This window comes from Streptomyces sp. NPDC090499 (genome assembly GCF_044769305.1).
Taxonomy (GTDB): domain Bacteria; phylum Actinomycetota; class Actinomycetes; order Streptomycetales; family Streptomycetaceae; genus Streptomyces.
Genome location: NZ_JBIVXP010000001.1, coordinates 1 through 25137, shown reverse-complemented (window position 1 = coordinate 25137; position 25137 = coordinate 1). Strand labels below are relative to the sequence as shown.

Here is a 25137-nt window from a genome sequence, read left to right as displayed (position 1 = left end):
ATCCGTTGAGCCGCTCGGTTCTCGTCACTGGAGGCAACCGGGGCATCGGCCTCGCCATCGCCCACGCTTTCGCCGACAACGGCGACAAGGTTGCCGTCACGTACCGCTCCGGCGAGCCGCCGGCCGTGCTCAAGGAACTGGGCATCCTGGCCGTCAAGTGCGACATCACCGACTCCGAGCAGGTGGAGCAGGCCTACAAGGAGATCGAGGACGCGCACGGCCCGGTCGAGGTCCTGATCGCCAACGCCGGCATCACCAAGGACACGCTCCTGATGCGGATGTCCGAGGAGGACTTCACCTCGGTCGTCGACACCAACCTCACCGGCACCTTCCGGGTCGTCAAGCGTGCCAACCGCGCCATGCTGCGCGCCAAGAAAGGCCGGGTCGTCCTCATCTCCTCGGTCGTCGGCCTCTACGGCGGCCCCGGCCAGGCCAACTACGCCGCGTCCAAGGCCGCCCTGGTCGGCTTCGCGCGGTCCCTCGCCCGTGAGCTGGGCTCGCGCAACATCACCTTCAACGTCGTCGCGCCCGGCTTCGTCGACACCGACATGACCAAGGTGCTCACCGACGAGCAGCGCGCCACCATCGTGGCTCAGGTGCCGCTCGGCCGGTACGCGGAGCCCGAGGAGGTCGCCGCGACGGTGCGGTTCCTCGCCTCGGACGACGCCTCGTACATCACTGGAGCCGTCATCCCCGTTGACGGCGGACTGGGAATGGGTCACTGATCACCATGAGTGGAATCCTCGAGGGCAAGCGCATCCTGATCACGGGTGTGCTGATGGAGTCCTCCATCGCCTTCCACGCGGCCAAGCTGGCCCAGGAGCAGGGTGCCGAGATCATCCTCACCGCGTTCCCGCGGCCCACGCTGACCGAGCGCATCGCCAAGAAGCTGCCGAAGCCCACCAAGGTCATCGAGCTCGACGTCACCAACGACGAGCACCTCGGCCGCCTTGCCGACCTCGTCGGCGAGGAGCTCGGCGGCCTCGACGGAGTCGTCCACTCCATCGGCTTCGCCCCCCAGGACGCCCTCGGCGGCAACTTCCTCAACACGCCGTTCGAGTCCGTCGCCACCGCCATGCACGTCTCGGCGTACTCCCTGAAGTCGCTGACCATGGCCTGCCTGCCGCTGATGCAGAACGGCGGCTCGGTCGTCGGCCTCACCTTCGACGCGCAGTACGCCTGGCCGCAGTACGACTGGATGGGCCCGGCCAAGGCCGCCCTGGAGGCCACCAGCCGCTACATCGCGCGCGACCTGGGCAAGCAGAACATCCGCTGCAACCTCATCTCGGCCGGCCCCATCGGCTCCATGGCCGCCAAGTCCATCCCGGGCTTCAGCGACCTGGCCGCCGTCTGGGACCACCGCTCCCCGCTGGAGTGGGACCTCAAGGACCCGGAGCCGGCCGGCAAGGGCATCGTCGCCCTGCTGAGCGACTGGTTCCCGAAGACCACCGGCGAGATCATCCACGTCGACGGCGGTCTGCACGCCATCGGCGCCTGACCCGTACGACTCGTCGAGGCCCGTATCCCGCCAGGGGTACGGGCCTCACCCGTTCGGCCCACCGGCCGGGTGCTCACCCGCCGGGCGGCGCACTCTGGAGACGCGGCGGCGCACCCCGGTGGCGTGTGCACCGCGCGACGTCCCTCCCCAGCCCGGCCGAGGAGGTCCCCCTTGTGCGCCTTTCCCGCAGCCTGGCCCCGGTGACCCTGGCCCTCGCCCTCGCGGTGTCGCCGCCCTGCGCCGCGGAGTCGCACGCGCGCGTGCCGGACGGACACAAGCCGGCCCCGCAGCTGTTCGGCGCGTCGTGCCGGACCACCGTCCGCGGCTCCCACGTGGTGGCCTACTGCCACAACCCCTACGTCGACACCGACCGGGTCCGGCTGCACATCGAGTGCGCCCAGTGGTGGGACATCGACACCGACGGCTCCCCGGTCGACACCGGCCCGGCGATGACCGTACGGCTCGCCGGCCGCTGCTGGAAGGACGTCCGCGCGGTGTGGATCAGTCACCAGAAGGTGAGCTGAACCGGTCCGGACGGCACAGGAACGGGTAGCTCGCCCCCTCCTTGGCGGCCGCGTCCGCGTCGCCCGCGCGGATCGCCTCGACCAGCCGGGTGTGGTCCATGTACGACTGCGGCGTCAGCTCGGCGCCGACGTCCGCGCGCAGCCAGTCCCGCAGCACCTCGCCCAGGTCGGCGTACATCGCCGTCAGCACGTCGTTGTGCGAGGCGGCCACCACGGCCAGGTGCAGGGTCGCGTCCGCCGCCACGAAGTCCTCCGCGTCGCCCGACCGCCAGGCCTGCTCGCGGCGCGCCAGGAGCGCGTCGAGCTGCCTGAGGTCCTTCTCGGTGCGGCGCGCCGCGGCCAGCCGGGCGGCCGACGACTCCAGCGTGGAGCGCAGCTCGGCGATGTGCCGGGGGTCGGCTCCGGCGAACCGGCGGTGCATCACCCCGGCCAGCTCGCTGGTGGCCGAGACGTACGTTCCCGAGCCCTGGCGGATGTCCAGCAGGCCGTTGTGGGCCAGCGCCCGGACGGCCTCCCGGACGGTGTTGCGGGCCACCCCGAGCTGCTCGACCAGCTCCGGCTCGGTGGGGATGCGCGAGCCGACCGGCCACTCACCCGAGGTGATCTGGTTCCGCAGCGCGGCGATGACCTGCTCGGACAGCGCCGAGCGGCGCGGATGGCTCAGAGGCATGACACACCTTCGCACGCGAGGTCCCGGCGGGAGCGGCCGGGACGGCCCGGGGATGGACAACCATTCATCCCATGATTCTATGATGGGCCTCATGGCAGGCAAGGAAACCGGCACCACGGCCTCTGAGGCGAACGAGACAACCGAGATAACCGAGACAGCTGGGGCAGCTGTGACAGTTGGGGCGGCACGCGGGACGGCATCCGGCGGCAGCCCCGCGGCCGTCACGCGCGCGTGGGCGACACGGCTGGTCGTCGTCGGCATCGTGCTGTCCGCCTTCAACCTCCGGCCCGCCATCACCAGCCTCGGCGCGCTCCTGGAGGAGGTCCGCGACGGCCTCGGCATGAGCGGCAGCGTGGCCGGACTGCTCACCTCCGTGCCCCCGCTCTGCTTCGCCGTCTTCGGCGTCATGGCCCCCCGCCTCGCCCGCCGCTTCGGCCCGGCGGCCGTGGTCTGCGCGGGCATGGCGGCCGTCACGGCAGGCCTGCTGATACGGCCGTACGCCGGGAGCACCGCCGGGTTCCTGGCCGGCAGCGCGCTCGCGCTGATGGGCATCGCCGTCAGCAACGTGCTGATGCCGGTCATCGTCAAGCGCTGGTTCCCGGACCGGGTCGGCTCCATGACCGGGCTGTACTCGATGGCGCTCGCCGCCGGCACCGCGGTGGCCGCCGCGGTGACCGTCCCCCTGACCGACACGCTGGGCGGCAGCTGGCAGACCGGGCTGGCCGTCTGGGGCGGGCTCGCCGCGGTCGCGGTGCTGCCCTGGATTCCGCTGGCACGGGACCGGGGAACGGCGCCGGCCCCCGAGGCCGAGGCCGGCGCACGCGCGCGTGCGGAGCGGCAGCCGCCCGCTCTGCGGATCACCCGCAGCCGCACCGCCTGGGCGCTCGCCGTGTTCTTCGGGCTCCAGGCCACCGCCGCCTACATCACGATGGGCTGGATGGCACAGATCTTCCGGGACGCGGGCGTCTCCGCGAGCACGGCCGGACTGCTGCTCGCCGTCACCATGGTGATGGGCGTACCGCTGGCCTTCGTCATCCCGCGCGTGGCGACCCGGCTGCCGCACCAGGGGCCGATCGTGATCGCGCTCGGCGTCTGCGGCCTCGCCGGATACGCCGGCCTGTACCTCGCGCCCGCAGGCGGCGCCTGGGCCTGGGCAGTCCTGCTGGGCATCTCGAACTGTGCCTTCCCGCTGGCCCTCACCATGGTCGGGATGCGGGCCAGGACCGGCGCGGGCGTCGCCCAGCTCTCCGCCTTCGCCCAGAGCACCGGCTACCTGATCTCCATCCCCGGCCCGCTGCTGGTGGGCGTGCTCTACCAGCACAGCGGCGGCTGGGGCCTGCCGATCGCCCTCATGGTCGGCCTGATGATCCCGCAGATGGCCGTCGGCGTCCTGGCGGGCCGGAACCGCATCGTGGAGGACGAGGCGGCCACGACGGCCGCCTGACCCCGCACCGGCCCCGCCACCGGCGACCCGCCGGCCCCTCTCTGCCCGTGTCGCGGCCACCCCGCGCGGTCCTTCCGCGCCCCGGGGTGCCAGACTGGCCCCATGCCAGTGCTCGACCCGAACCCCCAGAACGGTCAGAAGAAGATGCTGATCGTCTTCGGCTCGTTCTTCGCCATCTTCATCGTCATCGCCGTCATCGCGACCCTCGCGTCACCCTGACCACGGCCGGCCGCCGCCCCCGCGGCCGGTGGTAGGGCTAGCACCACCATCCCCTAGGGGGTGAGGGTCAGGGTCAAGTGGGTGGGTCACCGGATGGGGCGGCGACCGCGGATTCCGTAGTTTCGAGGTGTGGCCGCGAGGGCGGCCGACAGACCCCGGAGCCCACGGAGGCGATCATGCCGGCCCCCACGCACACCCGGTCCCACCCGGCGACCCCGGGCAGCGTAGACATCCGGCTCCCCTGGTGGGCGCTCGCCCTTCCCGCGCTTGCCTTCGTCGCCCTGCTGATGCTGATACTCAACCCGGCGGACGCCCACGCGGCCGGCGGGGACCCCGCCGTCACCCACCTCTTCGAGCGGGTCCAGCAGATCGTCTCCCGCTAGCCCGGCCAGGGGCTCGGCACCCGCGGACCGGGCGAAGCCGCATGTCAACTCCCTGCGCCCGATGGCCTGTTTCATGCGAAGCTGGGTGCCATGAGCGTCGCAGAACCCCGCAGGATTGTCCTCTTCCGCCATGCGAAAGCCGACTGGCCACAGGTGACCGACCACGAGCGGCCGCTCGCTGAGCGGGGCCGAATGGACGCCGCCGTCGCCGGACGCAAGCTCGCGGACAGCGGCATCACCTTCGACCTGGCCCTGTGCTCCACCTCCGTGCGTACCCGGGAGACCTGGAAGCTCGCCGTCCACGAACTCGCGCACCGGCCGAAAACCGTCTATGAGGAGCGGGTGTACGAGGCCTCGCCGGGCGAGCTGATCGCCGTGCTCAACGAGGTGCCCGACGACGTACAGACCGTGATCCTCATCGGCCACAACCCCGGCGTGCACGGCCTGGCCGAGATCCTCGCCGGCAGCGCGGAGACCGACGCCCGTGAGCGGATGGACCGCCGGGGCTTTCCCGCCGCCGCCTTCGCCCTCCTGACGCACGAGGGCTCCTGGAAGGCCCTGGAACCCGGTGCGGCCACGCTCGCGGACTACTGGGCACCGTCCGAGTGAGGCGTAAGAGCAGCGCACCGCCACCGACGTGACACGACGGGGGCCGGGCACCGTGGAGACCGGTGCCCGGCCCCCGTGTCCGGACCGGCCGGACGGCGCTCAGCTCTCGTCGTGGGTGTCCGCCGCCTCGACCTCTTCGCGGGTGACGCCCAGCAGATACAGGACCGTGTCCAGGAACGGGAAGTTCACCGCCGTGTGCGCGGCCTCGCGGACCACCGGCTTGGCGTTGAAGGCGACCCCGAGACCGGCCGCGTTCAGCATGTCGAGGTCGTTGGCGCCGTCGCCGACAGCCACCGTCTGCACCAGCGGCACGCCCGCCTCGGCGGCGAACCGGCGCAGCAGCCGCGCCTTGCCCGCCCGGTCCACGATCTCGCCGGTCACCCGGCCGGTCAGCTTCCCGTCGACGATCTCCAGCGTGTTGGCCTGGGCGAAGTCCAGCCCCAGCCGCTCCTTCAGGTCGTCGGTGACCTGGGTGAAACCGCCCGAGACGACGCCGACCTGGTAGCCGAGCCGCTTCAGCGTACGGATCAGGGTCCGCGCGCCGGGCGTCAGCCGGACCTCCGCGCGCACCTTCTGCACGACCGACTCGTCCAGCCCCTTCAGCAGGGCCACGCGCGCGTGCAGCGACTGCTCGAAGTCCAGCTCGCCGCGCATCGCGGCCGCCGTCACCTGGGCGACCTGGTCCTCGCAGCCGGCGTGCGCCGCGAAGAGCTCGATCACCTCGTCCTGGATCAGCGTGGAGTCCACGTCCATGACGACCAGCCGCTGGGCCCGCCGGTGCAGGCCCGCCGAGACCACCGCGATGTCCACGCCGAGCTCGGCCGCGTCCGAGGCCAGGGCGGTGCGCAGCGGTTCGGTCTCCACGCCGGACACCGCGAACTCGACAGCGGTCACCGGGTACTTGGCGAGTCGGAAGATACGGTCGATGTTGCCGCCGGTCTTGGCGATCCGGGCGGCGATGGCGGCCGTCGACTCGGCGGTCAGCGGGTGGCCGAGGACGGTGACCAGGGAGCGGCCGAGGCCGCGCGGGCGGTTGTCGCCGTGCCCGGAGATGATCTCCGCCTGCATCTTCATCGACTCGGCCCAGCTGTGCACGGTCGCCCTGAGGTCGCCCTCCAGCCCGGCCGGGGGCTGGGTCACGAGCGCGCACAGCACCAGGCGGCCACGCGTGACGACCTGCTCGATGTCGACCACGTCGACCATGTAGGCGGCAAGCGTGTCGAAGAGGCCGGCCGTGATGCCCGGCCTGTCCTTGCCGAAGATCTTGACGAGGAGAGTGGGGAGCTCGGAGGTCTGCGGATCGCTCATGGTGTAACCAAGGTAACCGGCACCCAGTGCCTGCGGCGCAGGTGGTCCGCCTGACGGACACGGAACAATAGGTGTCGGGCCGGTGTCGGACGCCTTGCCGCCACCCCACGAGCGAACGTGCGTGCGCCGTCCACGGCCGGGGGCGGCGCGCATCCCGCCGAGCCGTCACGCACGGTTCGGCGCCACCACCCGCACGCGGCGGACGCGCCGTGATCCGTACGGACGCGCCCTGATCCGCACGGAGGCCGTGAACCGTGCGCCCGGCCTCACCTCCGGGGCCGTCCGGGCGGCGGTGGCGGTGGCGGTGGCGGTGGCGGGGGAGGCGGCGGAGGAGGCCCGGCGTCCGGACCGCTCTGGGGCCCGCCGGGCCGCCGCGTTCCCGGCCGGGGCCGCGCGGAGCGGGGCGGCGGATCGAGGGGGCGCGCCATGGTGGGAGCGCCGTACACATCGCCCGAGCCGGGCGGCGGTACGTCGGAGGGGCCGCCGCCGGCCCGGCTCTGCTCCGGGGCCCGGCGGCCGGGGGGGCCCCCGGGGGGGGGGGCCCGCGGGGGGGGGGCCCGGGGGGGGCCGGGGGGGCCGCGGGGGGGGGGGGGGCGGCGGCGGGGGGGGGGGGGGCCCCGGGGGCCCCACGGCCCGGGGCCGCGGAACCGCCCGGCGGTGCCGTCCCCGCCCCTGGCACTCCACCGGGCCGGGCCTCTCGGCCGCCCCCGGGCTCCCGCAGTTCCTGCGGCACCCGGAGATAGGGGTTCGTGTTCGGATTCGGCGGCCGGTACGGCGTGCCCGGCACGTACGGCCCCGCCGTCCCGCTCCCGACCGGCTCCGGCGCCCGGCCGGCCCCCTGGCGGGCAGGCCCGCCGCCCGCCGTGCCGTCACCCAGTGCCAGCGGAGCCGTCCGCGACCCCGCCGCTCCGGTCACCCACGCCAGCAGCGCCCCCACGGCCCCCGCCGCCGCACCCCAGACCGCGCCGAGCAGCAACGCCATGCCCAGCTCACCGTGCAGCTGGATCCCCGCCCCGAACGCGTCGAAGCCCAGCACCGACAGCGAGGCGTCCACCGACACGTCCGCCAGCCAGGCCAGCAGCGGCAGCGTGACAGCGGTGGCGATACCCAGCGGCACGGCACACCGCCCGGCGAAGCCGAGCGCAGTGCGCCGCACCGGCGTCCGGACCGCCGTGAACACCCCGGCCAGCAGCATGAGCAGGGCCGCCGCTACCCCCAGCAGCCACACCCGCCCGTCCAGGCCGGCCAGGTGGCCCAGCGTCACCGACTGGTCGGACCCGGAGTTCAGGAGCTCGTCCAGGGGGTGCGGCAGGAACATGGTCAGGACACCCGTGGCCCTGCCGTCGAAGGGGACGAAGAGCCCGATCGGGATGCCGAGCCAGACGCCGTTCGGGGCACCGAGCAGGGCCGCGCCCATGATCCGCGCCGGATGCGGGTCGCCGATCGCCGCGAAGGCCGCCGCCGCCCAGCCGGCCGCCACGGCCACCAGCAGCACCGTCACCAGCGCCGAGGCCGCCGGCCGTACCGTCCGGTGCACCGCCGCCCAGCCGGGTGGCAGCGGAGTCCGGCGCGAGGCCAGCAGGGCGATCAGCAGGACGCCCACCGACCAGCCGAGTCCGCCGAGCAGGGTCGCCGTCGTGTCCACGCTGAAGCCGACCGCCGCGTTCGCGTGCACGAGGTCGCCCAGGCGGTCCGGCAGCAGCCCGCCGACGTCACCGATGCCGGGGATCTTCAGCCCGCCGCCGCTTCCGCCCCCGCTCCCGCCGCCGGTCAGCCTGTCCAGGCCGAGGGCACCGCCGTCGATCGTCACGACGGAGTGCCCGGCCCAGGCCAGTCCGCCCAGGACCGCCACGAACAGCACCACCACCGAGCCCGCGCGGGCCAGCAGTTCGGCCGGGGAGATCACAACTCCGGCCGTGCGCAGGGACCGTAAGAAGAACCATGACAAAAGGAGCGCACCGACCAGGCTCACCCCAAGTGGCGTGATCTCGATGGCCGTGGTGGCCTCCGCCCCGGTCAGGCCGAAAGCGGACAGATCGCCGTCCGGGGTGACCGAACCACCCGCCCCGAGCGCCACAACTGCCGCGGTCATCGGGCCCAGTGAGCCCGCCGCGTCGGCCCGCAGCAGGTGCAGGCCCAGTGCGGCCGTGCCCGCCATACCGATCAACGCCCAGCTCACCGCGGCTGTCGAGGACAGCAGGATGTCGGCCCACGGCAGCCGCCCGCCGTGCCTTCCGTGCTCGATTCCCGTACCGGACGCACCAGTACTCATGGCAGGCCCCCCGATCCGCAGCCGCGCCGGACCACTCCGCCGCGCTTGTCCCCCTCGCGTGGATTACCACTCTCCGGCCCGGTTTCAACCCCGTCAACGGAAAGAGTTGAAGCGCTCGTACGAGGCCCGCACAAGGCCCGGCTTTCGGTCAGAGGGCCGAGCCTGAAATAGTTCCCGACGATGTTCGACATCCCTAGACTCCCTGTGATGGGGGTAACTCGGGGGACTACTCATGGGGCTTGGAGTGCCGGAACTCGTACTGGAATCAAACGGACGCACCTGGACGCTCGATCCGTCCAGGTCATACACCCTCGGACGGGATCCGCAGGGGGACATCGTGTTCGACGACGCCAGGGTCTCCTGGCGGCACGCCACGATCAGCTTCGACGGCCGCAGTTGGGTCATCGAGGACCACGGCAGCACCAACGGCACCTTCGTGCAGAGCAGCCGGGTCCAGCGCTCGGAGATCGGCCCGGGGTCGGCCGTCCATCTCGGCAACGCGAACGACGGACCGCGCCTGGGCCTGTCCGGCGCCGCGGCCGCCGTCGCCCAACCGCAGCCCCGGCAGCAGCCGTTCGCGGCGCAGGGCGCGGGCGGCGCGGGCTGGTCCCAGCCGCCGGCTCCGCAGCCTTCGGCCGTGCAGCAGCCGGCTCCGCAACAGGGCTGGCAGCAGGCCCCGTCGGCGATCCCGCAGCAGCAGGGTGCTCCGGCCATGGCCTCCGGTGGTGGCGCGGGGGCGCCGCCGGTCTACGGCGACCGCAGCCCGACCACGTTCCACCAGTTCTCCATCGGCCGCGTGATGCGCATCGGCCGTGCCCTGGACAACGAACTGGTCGTCTCCGACCTGCAGGTCTCGCGCCACCACGCCGAGTTCCACTCCATGCCCGACGGCCGCATGGAGATCCGCGACCTCGGCTCGCACAACGGCACGTACGTCAACGGCATGCCGATCGCCAAGGGCGGCAGCGCGCTGCTCGACGCGGACGACATCGTGGGCGTCGGCCACTCCACCTTCCGGATCGTCGGCGACCGGCTCGAGGAGTTCGTCGACACCGGTGAGGTCTCCTTCTCCGCACGCCACCTGACCGTCACGGTCGACGGCGGCAAGCAGATCCTCAAGGACGTCTCCTTCGGCGTCCCGGAGAAGTCCGTGATCGCGGTCATCGGCCCGTCCGGATCCGGCAAGTCGACCCTGCTCAAGGCGCTCACCGGCTACCGCCCCGCCAACGAGGGCGAGGTCCTGTACGACAACCGCAACCTGTACAAGCAGTTCGCCGAGCTGCGCCAGCGCATCGGTCTGGTCCCGCAGGACGACATCCTGCACAAGGAACTGACCGTCAAGAAGGCCCTCAAGTACGCGGCCAAGCTCCGTTTCCCCGCCGACACCACGGGCGAGGAGCGCGAGGCCCGGATCGACGAGGTGCTGCGCGAGCTGAAGCTCGACGTCCACAAGGAGAAGAAGGTCACCTCGCTCTCCGGCGGCCAGCGCAAGCGCGTGTCGGTGGCCCTGGAGCTGCTCACCAAGCCGTCGCTGATCTTCCTCGACGAGCCCACCTCGGGCCTCGACCCGGGCATGGACCGCGATGTCATGCAGCTGCTGCGCGGCCTCGCCGACGACGGCCGCACGGTCCTCGTCGTCACCCACTCGGTGGCCGAGCTGGCGCTGTGCGACAAGCTCCTGGTGATGGCGCCGGGCGGCTCGGTCGCCTACTTCGGCCCGCCGGAGGAGGCGCTGAACTTCTTCGGCTACGACACCTGGGCCGACGTCTTCTCCGCCTTCGAGAACTACCGCGACTACGACTGGGCGGGCCGCTGGAAGGGCTCGCAGCACTACCAGATGTACGCCGCGGACATCGACGCGATCGCGCCGCAGTCGGTGCAGATGCCGCCGATGCAGGTGATGAAGCCGCCGAAGCCACAGGGCTGGCTGTCGCAGTTCGCCACGCTCGTGCGCCGGTACGTGTCCGTGATCGCCTCCGACAAGGGCTTCCTGATCCTGACGGTGGTTCTGCCGCTCGTCCTCGGCTCGGTGAGCCTGTTGATCGACTCCGGCAAGGACCTGCTGGTCAACACCGAGATCAATCCGGCGACGAAGCAGCCCGTCCCCAACGGCACGGCCACCACGGTCCTGCTGATCCTGGCGGTGGGTGCCTGCTTCGCCGGTGCCGCGAACTCCGTCCGTGAGCTGATCAAGGAACGGGTCATCTACGAGCGCGAGCGCGCGACCGGCCTGTCCCGCTCCGCGTACCTGATGTCCAAGGTCTTCGTGCTCGGTATCGTCACGGTCCTGCAGGGGCTGCTGGTCGGCGTCATCGGCTTCGCCAGCCGGAAGATCCCGGCGGAGGGCGTGGTCTTCGGCCACCTCACGCTGCTGGAGCTCTGCCTGCCGGTGATGGCGCTGGGTTTCACGTCGATGATGTTCGGCCTGGTCATGTCCGCCCTGGTGAAGACCTCCGAGAAGACCATGCCGCTGCTGGTGATGTTCGCGATCATCCAGGTCGTCTTCACCGGCTGCCTGTTCGCCCTGAACGGCACGGTCGGCGTCAACCAGTTCTCGTACCTGATGCCGTCGCGCTGGGCCGTCGCCGCCGCGGGCGCCACCCTGGACTTCAACGGGATCGCCCCGCCCGGCAAGGGCAAGCCCGACGACCCGCTGTGGGCGCACACCGCCGGCGCCTGGACCCTGGACATGATCGCCCTGATGGCCCTCGGTGTGGTCTGTGCCTTCCTCGTGGCCCGCTTCCTGCGCCGCCACGAGCCCGAGGTCATGCGGAAGTAGCACGCGGCGCTCCTCGTGACGTCGTACGACGCCGAAGGGCGGCACCCGCAACGGGGTGCCGCCCTTCGACGTGTGCGTGCAGAGGTCCGCGCGGCCTCAGTACGCGCTGTTGACGTTGTCCATCGAGCCGTACCGGTGGGCGGCGTAGTTGCAGGCGGCCGTGATGTTGGCGACCGGGTCGTAGATGTTCCACGAGGTGCCGGCCACGTGGTAGGTGGCGAAGGTCGGCGGGATGACCTGGAGCAGACCCTTGGAGGGGATGCCGTTGATGGCGTTGATGTCCCAGTTGTTGATGGCGTTGGGGTTGCCGGAGGACTCCCGCATGATGTTGCGGTACAGGCCGTTGTAGGAGCCCGGGATGCCCTTGGCGTTCATGATGTCGAGGGACTGGCGGATCCAGCCGTCGAGGTTGTTGGCGTAGGTCTTCGCGGCGGCCTGCTGGAGCTGCGGGCGCGCGGCGGACCGGCTGGCGGCCTGCTGGGCGGCGCGCTTGGCGGCGGCCTGCTTGACGGCGGCGACGTGCTTCACGTGGACCGCGTGGGCGTGCTTGGCGTGGGCCGCGTGCAGCTTCTTCGCGTGGGCCTGCTTCACGTGGGCGACGTGGGCCGCGTGGACCTTCTTCGCGTGAGCCACGTGCAGCTGGTGGGCGGAGGCCTTCTTCTTGGCGGCGATGGCCTCGACCTTGACGTTCTGCAGGGCCAGCTGGTCGGTGACCTTGCCCGTGACGTCCTTGACCTGCGTGGTGCCGGCGACCGCCTGGGCGGCGGCACGGGGGGTACCGGACGCGATCGTCTCGGCGCTGCTGGGCACGGCCGAGAAGGCGAGGGCGGCGGCGCCGAGCGTGGCGACACCGGCGAGCGCGATCTTGTGGTGCTTGGTCAGCGTGGGACTGTGGGCGTGCTTGGGCATGGCAGTGGACCTCTTCGAATAGCGCGGAGTCGCTCGTTGTCCGCGGAGGAGACCGGCTCCTCCTGCACGAACACCGCCGGGGGAACCCGTGGTGCTGAGCGACGGCAGCCATTCTTAGCGGCCGCAAAATGCCGTGGCAAAGGTGTGACGTACGAACCGCGGTAGTGGAGCCCGGATGGGCAAATCGGGACAGACTAGAACGTCTGCCCCGTTCACGCCGTGACTCTTTATCTCCTATGTCCGTTCGTACGTGATGTGCGCCCTATGTGCGGCCTCACATCGTTCGTACATCAATCTCACCGGGAGTTGCTGGCGCAATCCTCTGTGTGAGGGCCCTCCTCCGGGAGGATGAGGTGCACGTCGCCGAACTCGTGCCACAGGTAGAGACCGCGCAGCGCCTCCTCGTAGCTGCGGTCGACCGCGGGCCGCCCGGCGACCGCCTCCAGCATCAGCAGATGCGAGGCCTCCGGCTCGTGCAGCCCGGTCAGCAGCCCGTCCACCACCCGCACCCCGCGCTCCGGCGTCACCACGAGCTCCGTCCACCCCTCGGCCGCCCGCACCGCCCCGTCGCCCCCGGCGGCCGACTCCACGGCCCGCACGGCGGTCGTCCCCACCGCGATCACCCTGCCGCCCCCGGCCTTCACGTTGTTGATCAGCCGCGCCGACGCCTCCGGCACGGCGAAACGTTCCGCGTACGGCGGTTCGTGCGCCTCCCCCGACGACACCCCGGTGTGCAGCGTGATCGGCGCGAACTGCACCCCACGGCTCACCAGCTCCGCCACCAGCCGTGCGGTGAAGGGCCGGGCCGCACTCGGCATCTCCGCACTCCCCGCCCCGTCCGCCGACGGCAGGGCGAACACCGTCTGGTAGACGGACAACGGCTGGTCCCGCTCCGTATAGGAGTAACGGATGGGCCGCCCGTGCTCCCGCAGCACCCCGCGCACGTCCGCGGCGGCCCGCGCCCACCACAGCCGCTCGCCCCGCGCGCTCAGCGGCTCCTCCAGGAACAGCCGTCCGCCTCCGGGCAGCCGCACCTCACTTCCCGCGCGTGTACCCGCACGCGCGCGTGTGGTCCCCTTCCCGTCCGGCTCCCGCAGCTCGACCGCCCACCGCCCGTCGTCCCCGCGCGTGGAGAAGTGCACCACCACGCGCGCGTGCCCCGCCCGCCCGTCCACCGCCGCCGCCAGCGTCGGCGAGGTGTTCACCACCAGCAGGTCCCCGGCCCGCAGCAGGCACGGCAGCTCCGCGAAGACGTGATGCGACACCACCGTCCCGCGCGACACCAGCAGCCGTACGGCGTCCCGCTCGAGGCCCGGCCCGCGCTGCTCGGCCGGCACCCGCGCGGACAGCTCCTCGGGCACCCGCACCACCGTCGTCATCGCCCCTCCACCAGGGCCGGTGCCCCGTACCGCCCGCTCGCCGGCCGCTCGTCCAGGAGCCGCAGGAAGGCCGGTACGACCGACTCCGGCGCCGGCCGCGGATCGTCGTCGTCCGGTACGGCCGCCGCATACAGCTCGGTCGCCATGTCCCCGGGATCCACCGCCCACACCCGCAGCCCCGGTTCCTCCACGCCGAGCACGGCCGCCAGCTGGTCCAGCGCCGCCTTCGAGGCGCCGTAGCCGCCCCAGGTCTCGTACGCCTCGGCGCCGGCATCCGAGCTGACCGTGACCACGGCGCCCGCCGCCGACCCGTGCAGCAGCGGCAGCGCCTCCTGGACCAGGCCCAGCGCGGCCACCACGTTCACCTCCAGGGCTCGCCGCAGCCCGGCCAGGGGCAGCTCGCCCAGGCGCACCAGCGGCTCGGCGCCCAGCGCGCTGGCGTTGCTCACCAGCAGGTCCACCCCGCCCAGCTCCCGCGCGGCGGCCACCAGACCGGCCCGGTGCCCGGCGTCCGTCACATCGCCGGGCAGCGCCGTGACCCGCACCCCGTGCCCCGTGACGGCCGCCACCGTCTCCTTCAGCGCCCCGGCCCCCCTGGCGTCCAGCACCAGATCCCAGCCGCGCGCGGCCAGCGCCTCGGCCAGCGCCCGCCCCAGCCCCCTGGAGGCCCCCGTGATGATCGCTACCGGCATGACAACCGTCCCCTCGGCTCCGTCCGCCCGCGTCGGCGGTGATCCCAACGTAGGAACCGGACCGCCCCGGCCGCCTCGGGCGCGGGGCGCAACCGGGCGGGGCCCTTCGGACTAAGCCGCCGGTCCGGGACCCGGGCCCTAGGTCCCCGGATCTACGGCCACCGGCCCAGGCCCTGCCGCCCCCGGCCTGATCCGTGCTGTCGGACCCCGCCGGTACCGTGAGGACATGAGTCAAGGTCCCCGGTCCGGTCTGGCGGCGGTGAGCTCCGCGCTGCTGGCCATGAGCAGGCATCTGGAGGTGCGCGACGTCCTCAAGACGATCGTCGCCTCCGCCCGTGAGCTGCTCGACGCCCAGTACGCCGCGCTGGGGGTGCCCGACGACCACGGCGGCTTCGCCCAGTTCGTCGTCGACGGCGTCACCGACGCCCAGTGGAAGGCCATCGGTCCGCTCCCGCGCCAGCACGGCATCCTCGCGGCGATGCTGCGCGAGGCGAAGGTCGAGCGGCTGGCCGACGTCCGCACGGACCCCCGCTTCGAGGGCTGGCCCTCCGCCCACCCCGACATGTCCGACTTCCTGGGCCTGCCGATCCGGGACGGCGACGAGGTCATCGGCGCGCTGTTCCTCGCCAACAAGAACTGCGCGAAGCCCCAGGGCGGCTGCGGCTTCACCGCCGAGGACGAGGAACTCCTCTCCACCCTCGCCCAGCACGCGGCCATCGCCCTCACCAACGCCCGCCTCTACGAGCGCAGCCGCGAGCTGACCATCGCCGAGGAACGCTCCCGGCTCGCCCACGAGCTGCACGACGCGGTGAGCCAGAAGCTCTTCTCGCTGCGCCTGACCGCCCAGGCCGCCGCCGCCCTGGTCGACCGCGACCCCTCCCGCGCCAAGGGCGAGCTGCAGCAGGTCGCCGTGCTCGCCGCCGAGGCCATCGACGAACTGCGCGCGGCCGTCGTCGAGCTGCGCCCGGCCGCCCTCGACGAGGACGGCCTGCTCGCCACCCTGCGCACCCAGGTCCAGGTCCTCGACCGCGCCCACACCGCGCGCGTGACCTTCGCCGCCGCCGGCTTCCGCGCCCTGCCCGCCGCCCAGGAGGAGGCCCTGCTCCGGGTGGCCCAGGAGGCCCTGCACAACGCGCTCAGACACTCCGGGGCGGGCCACGTCGACGTGACGGTCGACCGGCGCGGCGGCGGCGCCGTCCTGCGGGTCACCGACGACGGCAGCGGCTTCGACCCGCACCTCACCCGGCGCGCCGGACGCCACCTCGGCCTGGTCTCCATGCGGGACCGGGCGAGCGGCGTCGGCGGCACGCTGACCGTGGAATCGGCGCCCGGCAAGGGCACCACGATCGAGATGGAGGTCCCCGGTGGCTGACGCGATCCGGGTGCTGCTGGTCGACGACCACCAGGTCGTCCGCCGGGGCCTGCGCACCTTTCTGGAGGTCCAGGACGACATCGAGGTCGTCGGCGAGGCCGCCGACGGCGCGGAAGGCGTCGAGCGCGCCCAGGAGCTGACCCCCGACGTCGTCCTCATGGACGTCAAGATGCCCGGCCTGGACGGTGTCGCGGCCCTGCGCAGGCTCCGCGAACTCGACAACCCCGCGCGCGTGCTGATCGTCACCAGCTTCACCGAACAGCGCACGGTGGTCCCGGCCCTGCGCGCGGGCGCCGCCGGATACGTCTACAAGGACGTCGATCCGGACGCGCTCGCCGCCGCCATCCGCTCCGTGCACGCCGGGCACGTCCTGCTCCAGCCCGAGGTGGCCGGCGCCCTGCTCACCCAGGAGGAGGCCAACTCCGGCCAGGGCAGGGGCGGCTCGCTCACCGAACGGGAGCGCGAGGTCCTGGGGCTGATCGCCGACGGCCGCTCCAACCGGGAGATAGCGCGTGCGCTGGTGCTGTCCGAGAAGACCGTCAAGACACACGTCTCGAACATCCTGATGAAGCTCGACCTCGCCGACCGCACCCAGGCCGCCCTGTGGGCCGTTCGCCATGGCGTGACCGGCTGAAACGCCCTCCGCAACGCTTCACCGACGGCAACCCGGAGGGTCGCCTTCCGGGCTGAGATTCATACCGTCGTGGGAATGTCACCCGGACGGCGCATCCTCCGCCCGGCCGCCGCCGTTCTCCAGTGCGTGCTGCGGCGACCGCCGCGGCGATCGCCAAGGAGGACTCAAGAAGTGAAGAACCTGAAGAAGGCAGCGGCCGTGACGATGGTGGCCGGCGGGATCGTGGCCGCCGGTGCGGGACTGGCCTCCGCCCACACCGGCGGTGCCACCGCGACCGGCGCCGCCCACGGTTCTCCGGGCGTCGTCTCGGGCAACGTCATCCAGGCCCCGGTGGACATTCCGGTCAACGTCGTCGGCAACAGCATCAACGTCATCGGCGTGCTGAACCCCGCCTTCGGCAACCTCGGCCTCAACCACTGAGACCACGCCGCCCAGCGGCACGACCTCCGGCCTTCCGGACACCCCGGAAGGCCGGTCGGCTTGTCCGCCCAGTGCCGCGTAAGGGGCGCGGGAACTGCGCGACCAGCCACGACGGCGCCGCAGAGGACCGACGACATCTCACGGCACTTCCAGCGGAGCGTCAGGCGCTCAGCGCCCCCGCTCACGCTCCTCCACAACCGAGTTGTACGCCGCGACCTGCGCCCGCCGAGCCGTCCGCTCCACCGGCCGCAGCGCCAGCGACCGCGCCGCCATCTCCGACGCGCTCACCGCCCCGCCGTGCCCGTGGTCGTAGGCCAGCGATACCAGCAGCCCCACCCGCTGCGCCAGCTCCAGCACCCGCACCGCCCGCGGCGGATACCCGGGGGCCAGCACCTCCCGGCCCCGCTCCGCGCGCGCCCGGTACGCGTCGATCGCCGCCTCCGCCACCGGCCCCGACCCCGCGACGTCCAGCTTCGACAGCACGTCGGTCGCGTCCCGCAGCGCCTCCGCCAGCTCGCGCTCCGCCTCACCGAGCGAGGGCACGTCGGCCGGCGGGGCCTCCCGCACCGGCAGCACGTGCCAGACCACCTCGACATGCACATCACCGGCCGGCCCGGCCTCGTACACCTCCGGCACCAGCCCGAGGGCCGCGCCGTGGCAGATCACCGCCTCCTCCGCGTCCAGCGCCCGCGCGTTGAACTCCGGCGGCCCGCTCAGCCCCAGCGGATGCCCCGACGCCGGCAGCGCGACCCGCAGCCCGGTCGCCCCAAGCGTCCGCAGCCGCCCCAGCGCCAGCGTGAGCCCGACCGGAGCGGACTCACCGGGCAGCCCCTCCACCCGGTGCACCGCGTCCTCGCCGACGATGGCGAGCACGGCGTCATCCGGAGAGACAAGTCCGGCCAAAAGGGCGTTTCCCCAAGCGGCGAGGCGTCCTGAACGCGGTTCCGAGAGCATGCCCCCACCCTAAGGACAGGACCGATGGAATGGAGCGGCGCACTCGTGGCGTAGATTTCATAAGGGCTGCGCCCACCGGCGCCGCCACCCGGGCCACAGGCGTACGCGACAGCCGAGAACGGCGACACTGCAAGGGGAGACAACGCGCTCATGAGCGATGTTCTGGAGCTTCAGGACGTATCCGTGGTCCGGGAGGGCCGGGCTCTGGTGGACCAGGTCTCCTGGTCGGTGAAGGAGGGCGAGCGCTGGGTCATCCTCGGCCCCAACGGCGCCGGCAAGACCACCCTCCTCAACGTCGCCTCCAGCTACCTCTTCCCCAGCAAGGGCACCGCCACCATCCTCGGCGACACCCTCGGCAAGGTCGACGTCTTCGACCTGCGCCCGCGCATCGGCATGGCCGGCGTCGCCATGGCCGAGAAGCTCCCCAAGCGTCAGACCGTCCTGGAGACCGTGCTCACCGCCGCCTACGGCATGACCGCCCACTGGCAGGAGGAGTACGACGAGGTCGACGAGCAGCGCGCCCGCGCCTTCCTGGACCGCCTCGGCATGACCGACTACGTGGACCGGAAGTTCGGCACCCTCTCCGAGGGCGAGCGCAAGCGCACCCTGATCTGCCGCGCCCTGATGACCGACCCCGAACTGCTCCTCCTCGACGAACCCGCCGCAGGACTCGACCTCGGCGGCCGCGAGGACCTGGTCCGCCGCCTCGGCCGGCTCGCCCGCGACCCGATCGCCCCCTCCATGATCATGGTCACCCACCATGTCGAGGAGATCGCCCCCGGCTTCACCCACGTCCTGATGATCCGCCAGGGCAAGGTCCTCACCGCCGGCCCGCTGGAACTCGAACTCTCCTCCCGCAACCTCTCCCTCTGCTTCGGCCTCCCGCTCGTCGTCGAGCAGCTCGGCGACCGCTGGACCGCCCACGGACTGCCCCTGTCCTGACCGGATCTGACGGGCCCTGACCCGGCAGAGCGCACTGTCGTGGTCGGCACCCCGGCCCTACCATGACTGTGTGAACAGCATCGACGCATGGGTGTGGTGGCTCGTCGTCGCGGCGGCGCTCGGAATTCCGCTCGTGGTGACCGCGATGCCGGAGTTCGGCATGTTCGCGGTCGGCGCCGTGGCCGCCGCCGGTACCGCCGGACTGGGCGCGGGCACCGTCATCCAGGTGCTCGTCTTCGTCGTCGTCTCGGTCGCACTGATCGCCGTCGTCCGGCCCATCGCGAACCGGCACGCCGCCCAGCGCCCGCAACTCGCCACCGGCGTCGACGCGTTGAGGGGCAGACAGGCCGTCGTACTCGAACGCGTCGACGGCGGCGCGGACGGCCGGATCAAGCTCGCCGGCGAGATCTGGTCGGCACGCGCCCTCGACCCGGACCGTGCCTACGAAGTGGGTCAGGAAGTCGACGTCGTGGAGATCGAGGGGGCCACCGCGATCGTCATCTGACCTCGTAAGACTCAACTGAACAGAAGAGTCCCCGAGTTGCGCGTGCGTCTGTCAGACTCATCCAGCAAGATCTTCAACAACCATAAGATCTGCCGAAGCGCCGAGGCGGAGAAGGGTACGGGGAGCGACGATGGAACCGGTCATCATCGTCCTGGTCATTCTGGTGGTGTTGGTCTTCATCGCCCTGATCAAGACGATCCAAGTCATCCCGCAGGCGAGCGCCGCCATCGTCGAGCGCTTCGGCCGTTACACGCGGACCCTGAACGCGGGCCTCAACATCGTGGTCCCGTTCATCGACACCATCCGCAACCGCATCGACCTGCGTGAACAGGTCGTCCCGTTCCCGCCGCAGCCGGTGATCACCCAGGACAACCTGGTCGTGAACATCGACACCGTCATCTACTACCAGGTCACGGACGCCCGCGCGGCCACCTACGAGGTCGCCAGCTACATCCAGGCCATCGAGCAGCTCACGGTCACCACGCTCCGCAACATCATCGGCGGCATGGACCTGGAGCGCACCCTGACCTCCCGCGAGGAGATCAACGCGGCCCTGCGCGGCGTCCTCGACGAGGCCACCGGCAAGTGGGGCATCCGCGTCAACCGCGTCGAACTCAAGGCGATCGAGCCGCCGACCTCCATCCAGGACTCGATGGAGAAGCAGATGCGCGCCGACCGTGACAAGCGCGCCGCGATCCTCACCGCGGAAGGCACCCGCCAGGCGGCGATCCTCACCGCCGAGGGCGAGAAGCAGTCCCAGATCCTGCGCGCCGAGGGCGAGGCCAAGGCGGCTGCCCTGCGCGCCGAGGGCGAGGCCCAGGCGGTCCGCACGGTCTTCGAGGCCATCCACGCCGGCGACCCGGACCAGAAGCTCCTCTCCTACCAGTACCTCCAGATGCTCCCGAAGATCGCCGAGGGCGACGCCAACAAGCTCTGGATCGTCCCCAGCGAAATCGGCGACGCCCTCAAGGGCCTCTCCGGCGCGATGGGCAACTTCGGTTCCCTGGGCGGCGGTTCCAACGGCGGCGGCAACGTCCCCTCCCAGGAACGCCGCGAGAAGCCCAACATCGACTAACGGCGCCACAAACCAAACGTTCCCCGCGCCCACCTTTTTTTGGGGGGCGCGGGGCTGTATTTGATATGCGGCTCCGCCGCGTGGGCGCGATCAGCCACAACACAGTCGCAGTCGCCGAACGACCGAGACCAGGCACTCTCCTAGGCGGCCACATCCCCCGCCAGCCACTCAGGCAACGCCGCCAGATCCTCGGCCCCCATGGCCAACAGCATCGCATCCTGCGGCGAAGGCTCGAACGGCTTCCGAAGCAACGGCATCTCCGCCTGCTCCGGCGTCCGGTCCGCCTTACGGTGATTGTCCTCCGCACACGAGGCCACCGTGTTCAGCCACGAGTCCTGACCACCCTGCGCCCGCGGCACCACATGGTCCACGGTCGTCGCCCGCTTCCCGCAGTACGCGCACCGGTGCCGGTCCCTGACCAGCACCCCCCGCCGCGACCACGGCGCCTGTCTCCGAAAGGGCACCCGCACATACCTGCACAGCCGTATGACCCGGGGCGCAGGTATGTCCACCTCGGCACCGCGCATGCGCAGCTCGGGGTGGGCCTGCTCGACGACGGCCTTGTCCTGGAGCACCAGAACGACGGCGCGGTTCAACGTCACCGTAGACAGCGGCTCGAAGCTCGCGTTCAGCACCAGCGTGTCACGCATCCAGCCCACCTCCCATGTGCACCTGCCCACCCCCGGCGGGCTTGGATCAACTCTGGACGGGCGCGCCGAGATGGACAACGCAATAAAAACTGCCCGCCCCTGATCACTTCCATGACCAGAGACGGGCAAACGTTCAATGAACGCTCAGCTGATTTCGCGCGCTGCGTCAGCCCTGCTCGGGGTTCTCGTACTCCCCGATGAGCTGCGCCCGCGCGATCGCGTGGAACCGCAGGTTGAACCCGACGACGGCAGGCGACACATCGGCGTCCGGACCGAGCTTCTCCTGGTCCACCGCGTACACCGTGAACACGTACCGGTGCGACCCGTCCCCGGGCGGCGGCGCGGCACCGCCGAAGTCCTTCGACCCGTAGTCGTTGCGCACCTGCACCGCGCCCTCGGGCAGCCCTTCGAACTTGCCGCTGCCCGCGCCCGCCGGCAGCTCGGTCACCGAGACCGGGATGTCGAACAGGACCCAGTGCCAGAACCCGCTGCCCGTCGGGGCGTCCGGGTCGTAGCAGGTCACGGCGAAGCTCTTGGTCCCGGCCGGGAAGCCCTCCCACCGCAGCTGCGGCGAGGTGTTGCCCTTGGCGTAGACCTGAGCGTCCTTGAGCGTCGCCCCTTCCTCGATGTCCTCGCTCGTCACCGTGAACGACGGGACGGACGGATGGAAGTCATGGGGGAGAGGCCGCCGCTTGAGCTCGGTCACCTCGGTACCTCCTGATCGATACTGATCGATTACGGAACCCGTTACGGAATCCGCAGTCCCCGAGCCTAGAACCAGTTGCGCTTGCTGCCGACCTCGGACAGCCACTGGTTGAGATAAGCCGCCCAGTCGGTCCCGTGGAAGTCGTGCAGACCCACCTGGAACGACCGGAAGGTGTCACTGCCCTCGCTGAACAGCCCCGGCTTCTTGTCCATTTCGAGGATGACGTCCATGGCGTGCGCGTCCGCCACGAAGCTCAGCTCGACCTGGTTCAGCCCCCGGTACTGGGACGGCGGGTGGAACTCGACCTCCTGGTAGAACGGCAGCGTCTGCCGCGTCCCCCGGATGTGTCCCTTCTCCAGGTCCGCGTTCCGGAACCGGAAGCCCAGCTGGATGAAGGCGTCCAGGATCGCCTTCTGCGCCGGCAGCGGATGCACGTTGATCGGGTCCAGGTCCCCGGAGTCGACGGCACGCGCGATGTCCAGTTCGGTGGTCACCCCGATGTGCATCCCGCGCAGCGCCTGCCCGTCGATCATCGTGACGGGCGTCTCCCACGGGATCTCCAGCCCGAACGGCACCGCGTGCACGGCCCCGGCCTGCAGCTCGAAGGCGCCGCCGAGCCGCGTCTTGCCGAAGTCGATGTTCTGCTTGTACTCCTCGTCGCCGCGCTCCACCTCGACCCGTGCCTGGAGCCCCACGGACAGTCCCTGGATCTCCTGGTTCACCGAGCCGCCCTGGATCCGCACCTCGCCCTGGACGACACCGCCCGGTACGACGTTCACCTCGGTGAGCACCGTCTCGACGGACGCCCCGCCGGCCCCCAGGCTCGCGAGCAGCTTCTTGAACCCCATGACTCTCCTCTACTACTACCTACTACGTACGGACGGACCCTTGATCCCTACAAACGCGATCCGGTCACCACCGGTTCCGGCCCACACCCTGGCAAGCAGACGAATCCTTGACCAGCCCTTGGCGTCCCCGGTCTGGACTAGGCTCGGACGCCATGATCGCGCCCCCGGACCGTACGCCACTCCCCAGAAGCTTCTTCGACCGCCCTGTACTGGAGGTCGCCCCCGACCTCCTCGGCCGCATCCTGGTCCGCACCACCCCGGACGGCCCGATCGCGGTGCGCCTCACAGAGGTGGAGGCGTACGACGGCCCGAACGACCCCGGCTCGCACGCCTACCGCGGTCCCACCCCCCGCAGCGAAGTGATGTTCGGTCCGCCCGGACACGTGTACGTCTACTTCACCAACGGCATGTCAAGGCGGTCAGCATGAATGTTGCCTTCCTTGCTCACCCTGCTGAGGAAGTCGCCCCCAAGCTGCTCGGTGCCGTCCTCACCCACGAGACCCCCGAGGGAACCGTGAGCATCACCATCACGGAGACCGAGGCATACTCCGGTTCGGCCGACCCTGCCTCCCACGCCTACCGAGGCAGGACACCCCGAAACGTCGTCATGTTCGGACCTGCGGGACACCTGTACGTCTACCGGTCTCACGGACTCCACTGGTGCGCCAACATCGTCACCGGGGCAGACGGCATCGCTACAGCTGTCCTCATCCGGGCAGGCAGGGTCATCGAAGGGGAAGACCTGGCCCGCGAGCGGCGAGGGGGCAAGGTCGAGAGTCCACGTCTCGCGCGGGGTCCGGGGAACTTCTGCCAAGCGCTCGGCATCACGGCAGAGCACAACGGCACAGACCTACTGACAGGCGCCTCGGTCGCGCTGTCCGAGGGTGAGCCAGTACCCGCCGCACTCATCCGGGTTGGTCCTCGGGTAGGCGTGAGCAAGGCCCACGACTGGCAGCACCGCTTCTACCTCGCCGGTGATCCAACGGTCTCGGCGTACCGACTGAGCCCGAGAGCCAAGCCGTCCGCCGGAGCCTGAGCCGCTGTGCGCCATGCTCGCGGCTCGCCGGTGAGTCGGCGCGGAGTTGGGCCAGAAGACGAGTGATCGCTCGCGAGCGTGGCGTGTGGCGCGTTCCTTGCCGGTCGAGTGACGGACGACGTGCGCCGGGTTGCGTCCAGGGAAGTGGTGTACGGGTTCGACCTGATCCGGGGGTTTGCTTCGGCGTCAGGACGGTGCCCGCATAGATGAACGGCCACCGGCTGATCTTCGAGATGTCGAGTCACGAAGGAGATCAGCACGATGACCGCACCCGACAGTCTGCCCCTGCACGCCCTCGCCGAGGTTTCAGACAGGCCCTCGGCTCTACACCGGGGGCCGTTGTCGTACAAGGACGTACAAAGCTGTCTGGCGGCTGCAACGATGCGGACCCCTGCCGACCACGGGGAAAGTCGAGAGGGGCCAGCACAGGGGCGCGTGTCGCTCACGCTGCGCGTCCCCTCCAGCGCACCTCTGGTCTGTGTTGCTCGGTACTCCCTCGCCGGGTATGACGAAGGGCCCCCCGACTCTCGTCAGACAGGGCCCGTGCTCACTGAGCGCCGACAGCCGGCTCGGCTCTCCGTGATCGGATCTCAGGGGTTCCGGAACGTGATCCGGCAGTGCTCGGCCTTGCTCCGGGCCGGCGAGATCGTCGAGGGCGCCGAACTCGCCCGCAAACGTCGACTTTCGGCCCGATATGACAGAGAACTGGCCAAAGGGCCGGCCCGCCTGGCCACCGCCCTGGGCGTCGACCGGGCCCCGGACGGCACGGACGCGGTGGCCGACGGCGAGACCCCGCTGCGGGTAGTGACCGGCACCCCCGCCCCCTCCGACCAGGTACGCAACGGTCCGCGCACCGGAGTCGCCGGCGAGGGCGGCGACGGCGACATCCATCCCTGGCGCTACTGGATCGCCGACGACTCCACCGTGAGCCCCTATCGGGCCCATGTACCGAGGCGCCGCTCAAGTTGACGCGTCCCTGGAAGGTGCGTAATGTGGCCCGAGCCGCTGAACCGGGTATGGCAATCGCCAGCAGCCGGAAGTGGCCACCCACTACCTACGACTTCCCCTGACGGGGTCGATTTCGGCGTGCCCGCATGTCCGAATTCGAGCCCACGGAACTCGATTATGAGTCCCGGCGGGAATCGGCTAACGTAGTGAATGTCGAAAGGCCGACGGGCGAAAGCCGGAAAGCCTGCAAGACAATCCCGCTGACCGGGAATCAGACGCCGAAAGGATCTGATAGAGTCGGAAACGCCGGAAAGGGAAACGCGAGAGCGGAAACCTGGAAAGCGCCGAGGAAATCGGGTCG

25 protein-coding genes and 3 pseudogenes are annotated in these 25137 nt (G+C 71.2%); 18 read left to right on the top strand and 10 right to left on the bottom strand.

Annotation, left to right across the window (positions count from 1 at the left end; translation table 11 throughout):
- Positions 1-5: 5 nt before the first annotated feature.
- The 3 genes from fabG to ACIQVL_RS00130 all read left to right on the top strand — a co-directional run bounded on the left by fabG (position 6) and on the right by ACIQVL_RS00130 (position 2022).
- On the top strand, positions 6-725 hold the full coding sequence (fabG, locus tag ACIQVL_RS00140) for a 3-oxoacyl-[acyl-carrier-protein] reductase (protein ID WP_403435442.1): 720 nt from the start codon (positions 6-8) through the stop codon (positions 723-725).
- A 5-nt stretch (positions 726-730) separates the two neighbouring features.
- Positions 731-1498: an enoyl-ACP reductase FabI gene (gene fabI / locus ACIQVL_RS00135; protein WP_046727988.1), complete on the top strand. Its 768-nt coding sequence runs from the start codon at positions 731-733 to the stop codon at positions 1496-1498.
- A gap of 173 nt (positions 1499-1671) precedes the next feature.
- On the top strand, positions 1672-2022 hold the full coding sequence (locus ACIQVL_RS00130; protein ID WP_403473850.1) for a hypothetical protein: 351 nt from the start codon (positions 1672-1674) through the stop codon (positions 2020-2022).
- On the opposite strand, the gene ACIQVL_RS00125 is transcribed toward ACIQVL_RS00130, so the two are convergent.
- Positions 2000-2692 carry a FadR/GntR family transcriptional regulator gene (locus ACIQVL_RS00125; RefSeq protein ID WP_403435446.1) on the bottom strand — a complete coding sequence of 231 codons (693 nt, stop codon included), beginning with the start codon at positions 2690-2692 and terminating at the stop codon, positions 2000-2002. The genes ACIQVL_RS00130 and ACIQVL_RS00125 overlap by 23 nt on opposite strands.
- A gap of 79 nt (positions 2693-2771) precedes the next feature.
- On the opposite strand from ACIQVL_RS00125, the gene ACIQVL_RS00120 reads away from it, so the two are divergent.
- The 4 genes from ACIQVL_RS00120 (at position 2772) to ACIQVL_RS00105 (ending at position 5347) form a co-directional block, all read left to right on the top strand.
- Positions 2772-4136 (top strand): CynX/NimT family MFS transporter, encoded by a 1365-nt coding sequence (locus tag ACIQVL_RS00120; protein WP_403473849.1) that lies wholly within the window; start codon positions 2772-2774, stop codon positions 4134-4136.
- Between the two features lie 102 nt (positions 4137-4238).
- Positions 4239-4355: an SGM_5486 family transporter-associated protein gene (locus ACIQVL_RS00115; RefSeq protein WP_089107830.1), complete on the top strand. Its 117-nt coding sequence runs from the start codon at positions 4239-4241 to the stop codon at positions 4353-4355.
- Positions 4356-4531: 176 nt separating this feature from the next.
- A complete protein-coding gene (locus ACIQVL_RS00110; protein ID WP_403473848.1) occupies positions 4532-4738 on the top strand; it encodes a hypothetical protein in 207 nt (68 codons plus the stop codon).
- A gap of 90 nt (positions 4739-4828) precedes the next feature.
- Positions 4829-5347: a SixA phosphatase family protein gene (locus ACIQVL_RS00105; protein WP_403435452.1), complete on the top strand. Its 519-nt coding sequence runs from the start codon at positions 4829-4831 to the stop codon at positions 5345-5347.
- A gap of 99 nt (positions 5348-5446) precedes the next feature.
- Here the strand turns inward: ACIQVL_RS00105 and serB are convergent, their stop codons facing one another.
- Positions 5447-6655: a phosphoserine phosphatase SerB gene (serB, locus tag ACIQVL_RS00100; RefSeq protein WP_403435454.1), complete on the bottom strand. Its 1209-nt coding sequence runs from the start codon at positions 6653-6655 to the stop codon at positions 5447-5449.
- Between the two features lie 976 nt (positions 6656-7631).
- Positions 7632-8813 (bottom strand): annotated as a pseudogene (locus tag ACIQVL_RS00095) (streptophobe family protein); the annotation flags it as partial.
- Positions 8814-9171: 358 nt separating this feature from the next.
- On the opposite strand from ACIQVL_RS00095, the gene ACIQVL_RS00090 reads away from it, so the two are divergent.
- Positions 9172-11706 (top strand): FHA domain-containing protein, encoded by a 2535-nt coding sequence (locus tag ACIQVL_RS00090; protein WP_403474774.1) that lies wholly within the window; start codon positions 9172-9174, stop codon positions 11704-11706.
- Between the two features lie 96 nt (positions 11707-11802).
- Here ACIQVL_RS00090 and ACIQVL_RS00085 read toward each other — a convergent pair whose 3' ends face one another.
- The 3 genes from ACIQVL_RS00085 to ACIQVL_RS00075 all read right to left on the bottom strand — a co-directional run bounded on the left by ACIQVL_RS00085 (position 11803) and on the right by ACIQVL_RS00075 (position 14686).
- Positions 11803-12615 (bottom strand): transglycosylase SLT domain-containing protein, encoded by an 813-nt coding sequence (locus ACIQVL_RS00085; protein WP_403435456.1) that lies wholly within the window; start codon positions 12613-12615, stop codon positions 11803-11805.
- Positions 12616-12911: 296 nt separating this feature from the next.
- Entirely contained in the window at positions 12912-13994 is a 1083-nt protein-coding gene (locus ACIQVL_RS00080) for an S-adenosylmethionine:tRNA ribosyltransferase-isomerase (RefSeq protein WP_403435457.1), read from the bottom strand.
- Positions 13991-14686 carry an SDR family NAD(P)-dependent oxidoreductase gene (locus ACIQVL_RS00075; protein ID WP_403435460.1) on the bottom strand — a complete coding sequence of 232 codons (696 nt, stop codon included), beginning with the start codon at positions 14684-14686 and terminating at the stop codon, positions 13991-13993. Before ACIQVL_RS00075 ends, ACIQVL_RS00080 begins: the two co-directional genes overlap by 4 nt.
- Before the next feature lie 226 nt (positions 14687-14912).
- On the opposite strand from ACIQVL_RS00075, the gene ACIQVL_RS00070 reads away from it, so the two are divergent.
- The 3 genes from ACIQVL_RS00070 to ACIQVL_RS00060 all read left to right on the top strand — a co-directional run bounded on the left by ACIQVL_RS00070 (position 14913) and on the right by ACIQVL_RS00060 (position 17112).
- Positions 14913-16058 (top strand): GAF domain-containing sensor histidine kinase, encoded by a 1146-nt coding sequence (locus tag ACIQVL_RS00070; RefSeq protein WP_403435462.1) that lies wholly within the window; start codon positions 14913-14915, stop codon positions 16056-16058.
- Entirely contained in the window at positions 16051-16692 is a 642-nt protein-coding gene (locus ACIQVL_RS00065; RefSeq protein ID WP_403435463.1) for a response regulator, read from the top strand. Before ACIQVL_RS00070 ends, ACIQVL_RS00065 begins: the two co-directional genes overlap by 8 nt.
- Before the next feature lie 171 nt (positions 16693-16863).
- Positions 16864-17112 (top strand): chaplin, encoded by a 249-nt coding sequence (locus ACIQVL_RS00060; RefSeq protein ID WP_403435465.1) that lies wholly within the window; start codon positions 16864-16866, stop codon positions 17110-17112.
- A 168-nt stretch (positions 17113-17280) separates the two neighbouring features.
- Here ACIQVL_RS00060 and ACIQVL_RS00055 read toward each other — a convergent pair whose 3' ends face one another.
- Positions 17281-18066, bottom strand: a complete 786-nt coding sequence (locus tag ACIQVL_RS00055; protein ID WP_403473847.1) for a hypothetical protein — start codon at positions 18064-18066, stop codon at positions 17281-17283.
- A gap of 150 nt (positions 18067-18216) precedes the next feature.
- On the opposite strand from ACIQVL_RS00055, the gene ACIQVL_RS00050 reads away from it, so the two are divergent.
- The 3 genes from ACIQVL_RS00050 to ACIQVL_RS00040 all read left to right on the top strand — a co-directional run bounded on the left by ACIQVL_RS00050 (position 18217) and on the right by ACIQVL_RS00040 (position 20588).
- The gene (locus ACIQVL_RS00050; RefSeq protein ID WP_403435469.1) at positions 18217-19008 is read left to right on the top strand and encodes an ABC transporter ATP-binding protein; all 792 of its coding nucleotides are present in this window, start codon (positions 18217-18219) and stop codon (positions 19006-19008) included.
- Positions 19009-19078: 70 nt separating this feature from the next.
- Positions 19079-19513, top strand: coding sequence for an NfeD family protein (locus tag ACIQVL_RS00045; protein WP_403435471.1), 435 nt, complete (start codon positions 19079-19081; stop codon positions 19511-19513).
- 130 nt (positions 19514-19643) lie between these two features.
- Complete coding sequence (locus tag ACIQVL_RS00040) at positions 19644-20588, top strand: SPFH domain-containing protein (RefSeq protein WP_403383000.1); 945 nt, start codon at positions 19644-19646, stop codon at positions 20586-20588.
- Positions 20589-20728: 140 nt separating this feature from the next.
- On the opposite strand, the gene ACIQVL_RS00035 is transcribed toward ACIQVL_RS00040, so the two are convergent.
- The 3 genes from ACIQVL_RS00035 to ACIQVL_RS00025 all read right to left on the bottom strand — a co-directional run bounded on the left by ACIQVL_RS00035 (position 20729) and on the right by ACIQVL_RS00025 (position 22792).
- The gene (locus ACIQVL_RS00035; RefSeq protein ID WP_362581043.1) at positions 20729-21238 is read right to left on the bottom strand and encodes an HNH endonuclease; all 510 of its coding nucleotides are present in this window, start codon (positions 21236-21238) and stop codon (positions 20729-20731) included.
- A 166-nt stretch (positions 21239-21404) separates the two neighbouring features.
- Positions 21405-21944 (bottom strand): YbhB/YbcL family Raf kinase inhibitor-like protein, encoded by a 540-nt coding sequence (locus ACIQVL_RS00030; RefSeq protein WP_403473846.1) that lies wholly within the window; start codon positions 21942-21944, stop codon positions 21405-21407.
- A gap of 65 nt (positions 21945-22009) precedes the next feature.
- Positions 22010-22792, bottom strand: coding sequence for a sporulation protein (locus ACIQVL_RS00025; RefSeq protein WP_403435476.1), 783 nt, complete (start codon positions 22790-22792; stop codon positions 22010-22012).
- 152 nt (positions 22793-22944) lie between these two features.
- Between ACIQVL_RS00025 and ACIQVL_RS00020 the strand changes: the two are divergent.
- The 4 genes and pseudogenes from ACIQVL_RS00020 to ACIQVL_RS00005 all read left to right on the top strand — a co-directional run.
- Positions 22945-23193: pseudogene (locus ACIQVL_RS00020) on the top strand (DNA-3-methyladenine glycosylase); the annotation flags it as partial.
- Between the two features lie 23 nt (positions 23194-23216).
- Positions 23217-23828 (top strand): DNA-3-methyladenine glycosylase, encoded by a 612-nt coding sequence (locus ACIQVL_RS00015; RefSeq protein ID WP_403435505.1) that lies wholly within the window; start codon positions 23217-23219, stop codon positions 23826-23828.
- A 612-nt stretch (positions 23829-24440) separates the two neighbouring features.
- Positions 24441-24797 (top strand): annotated as a pseudogene (locus ACIQVL_RS00010) (DNA-3-methyladenine glycosylase); the annotation flags it as partial.
- Positions 24798-24922: 125 nt separating this feature from the next.
- Positions 24923-25137, top strand: a 215-nt coding sequence (locus tag ACIQVL_RS00005; RefSeq protein ID WP_403473845.1) for a hypothetical protein, incomplete at its 3' end; no start/stop codon positions are given.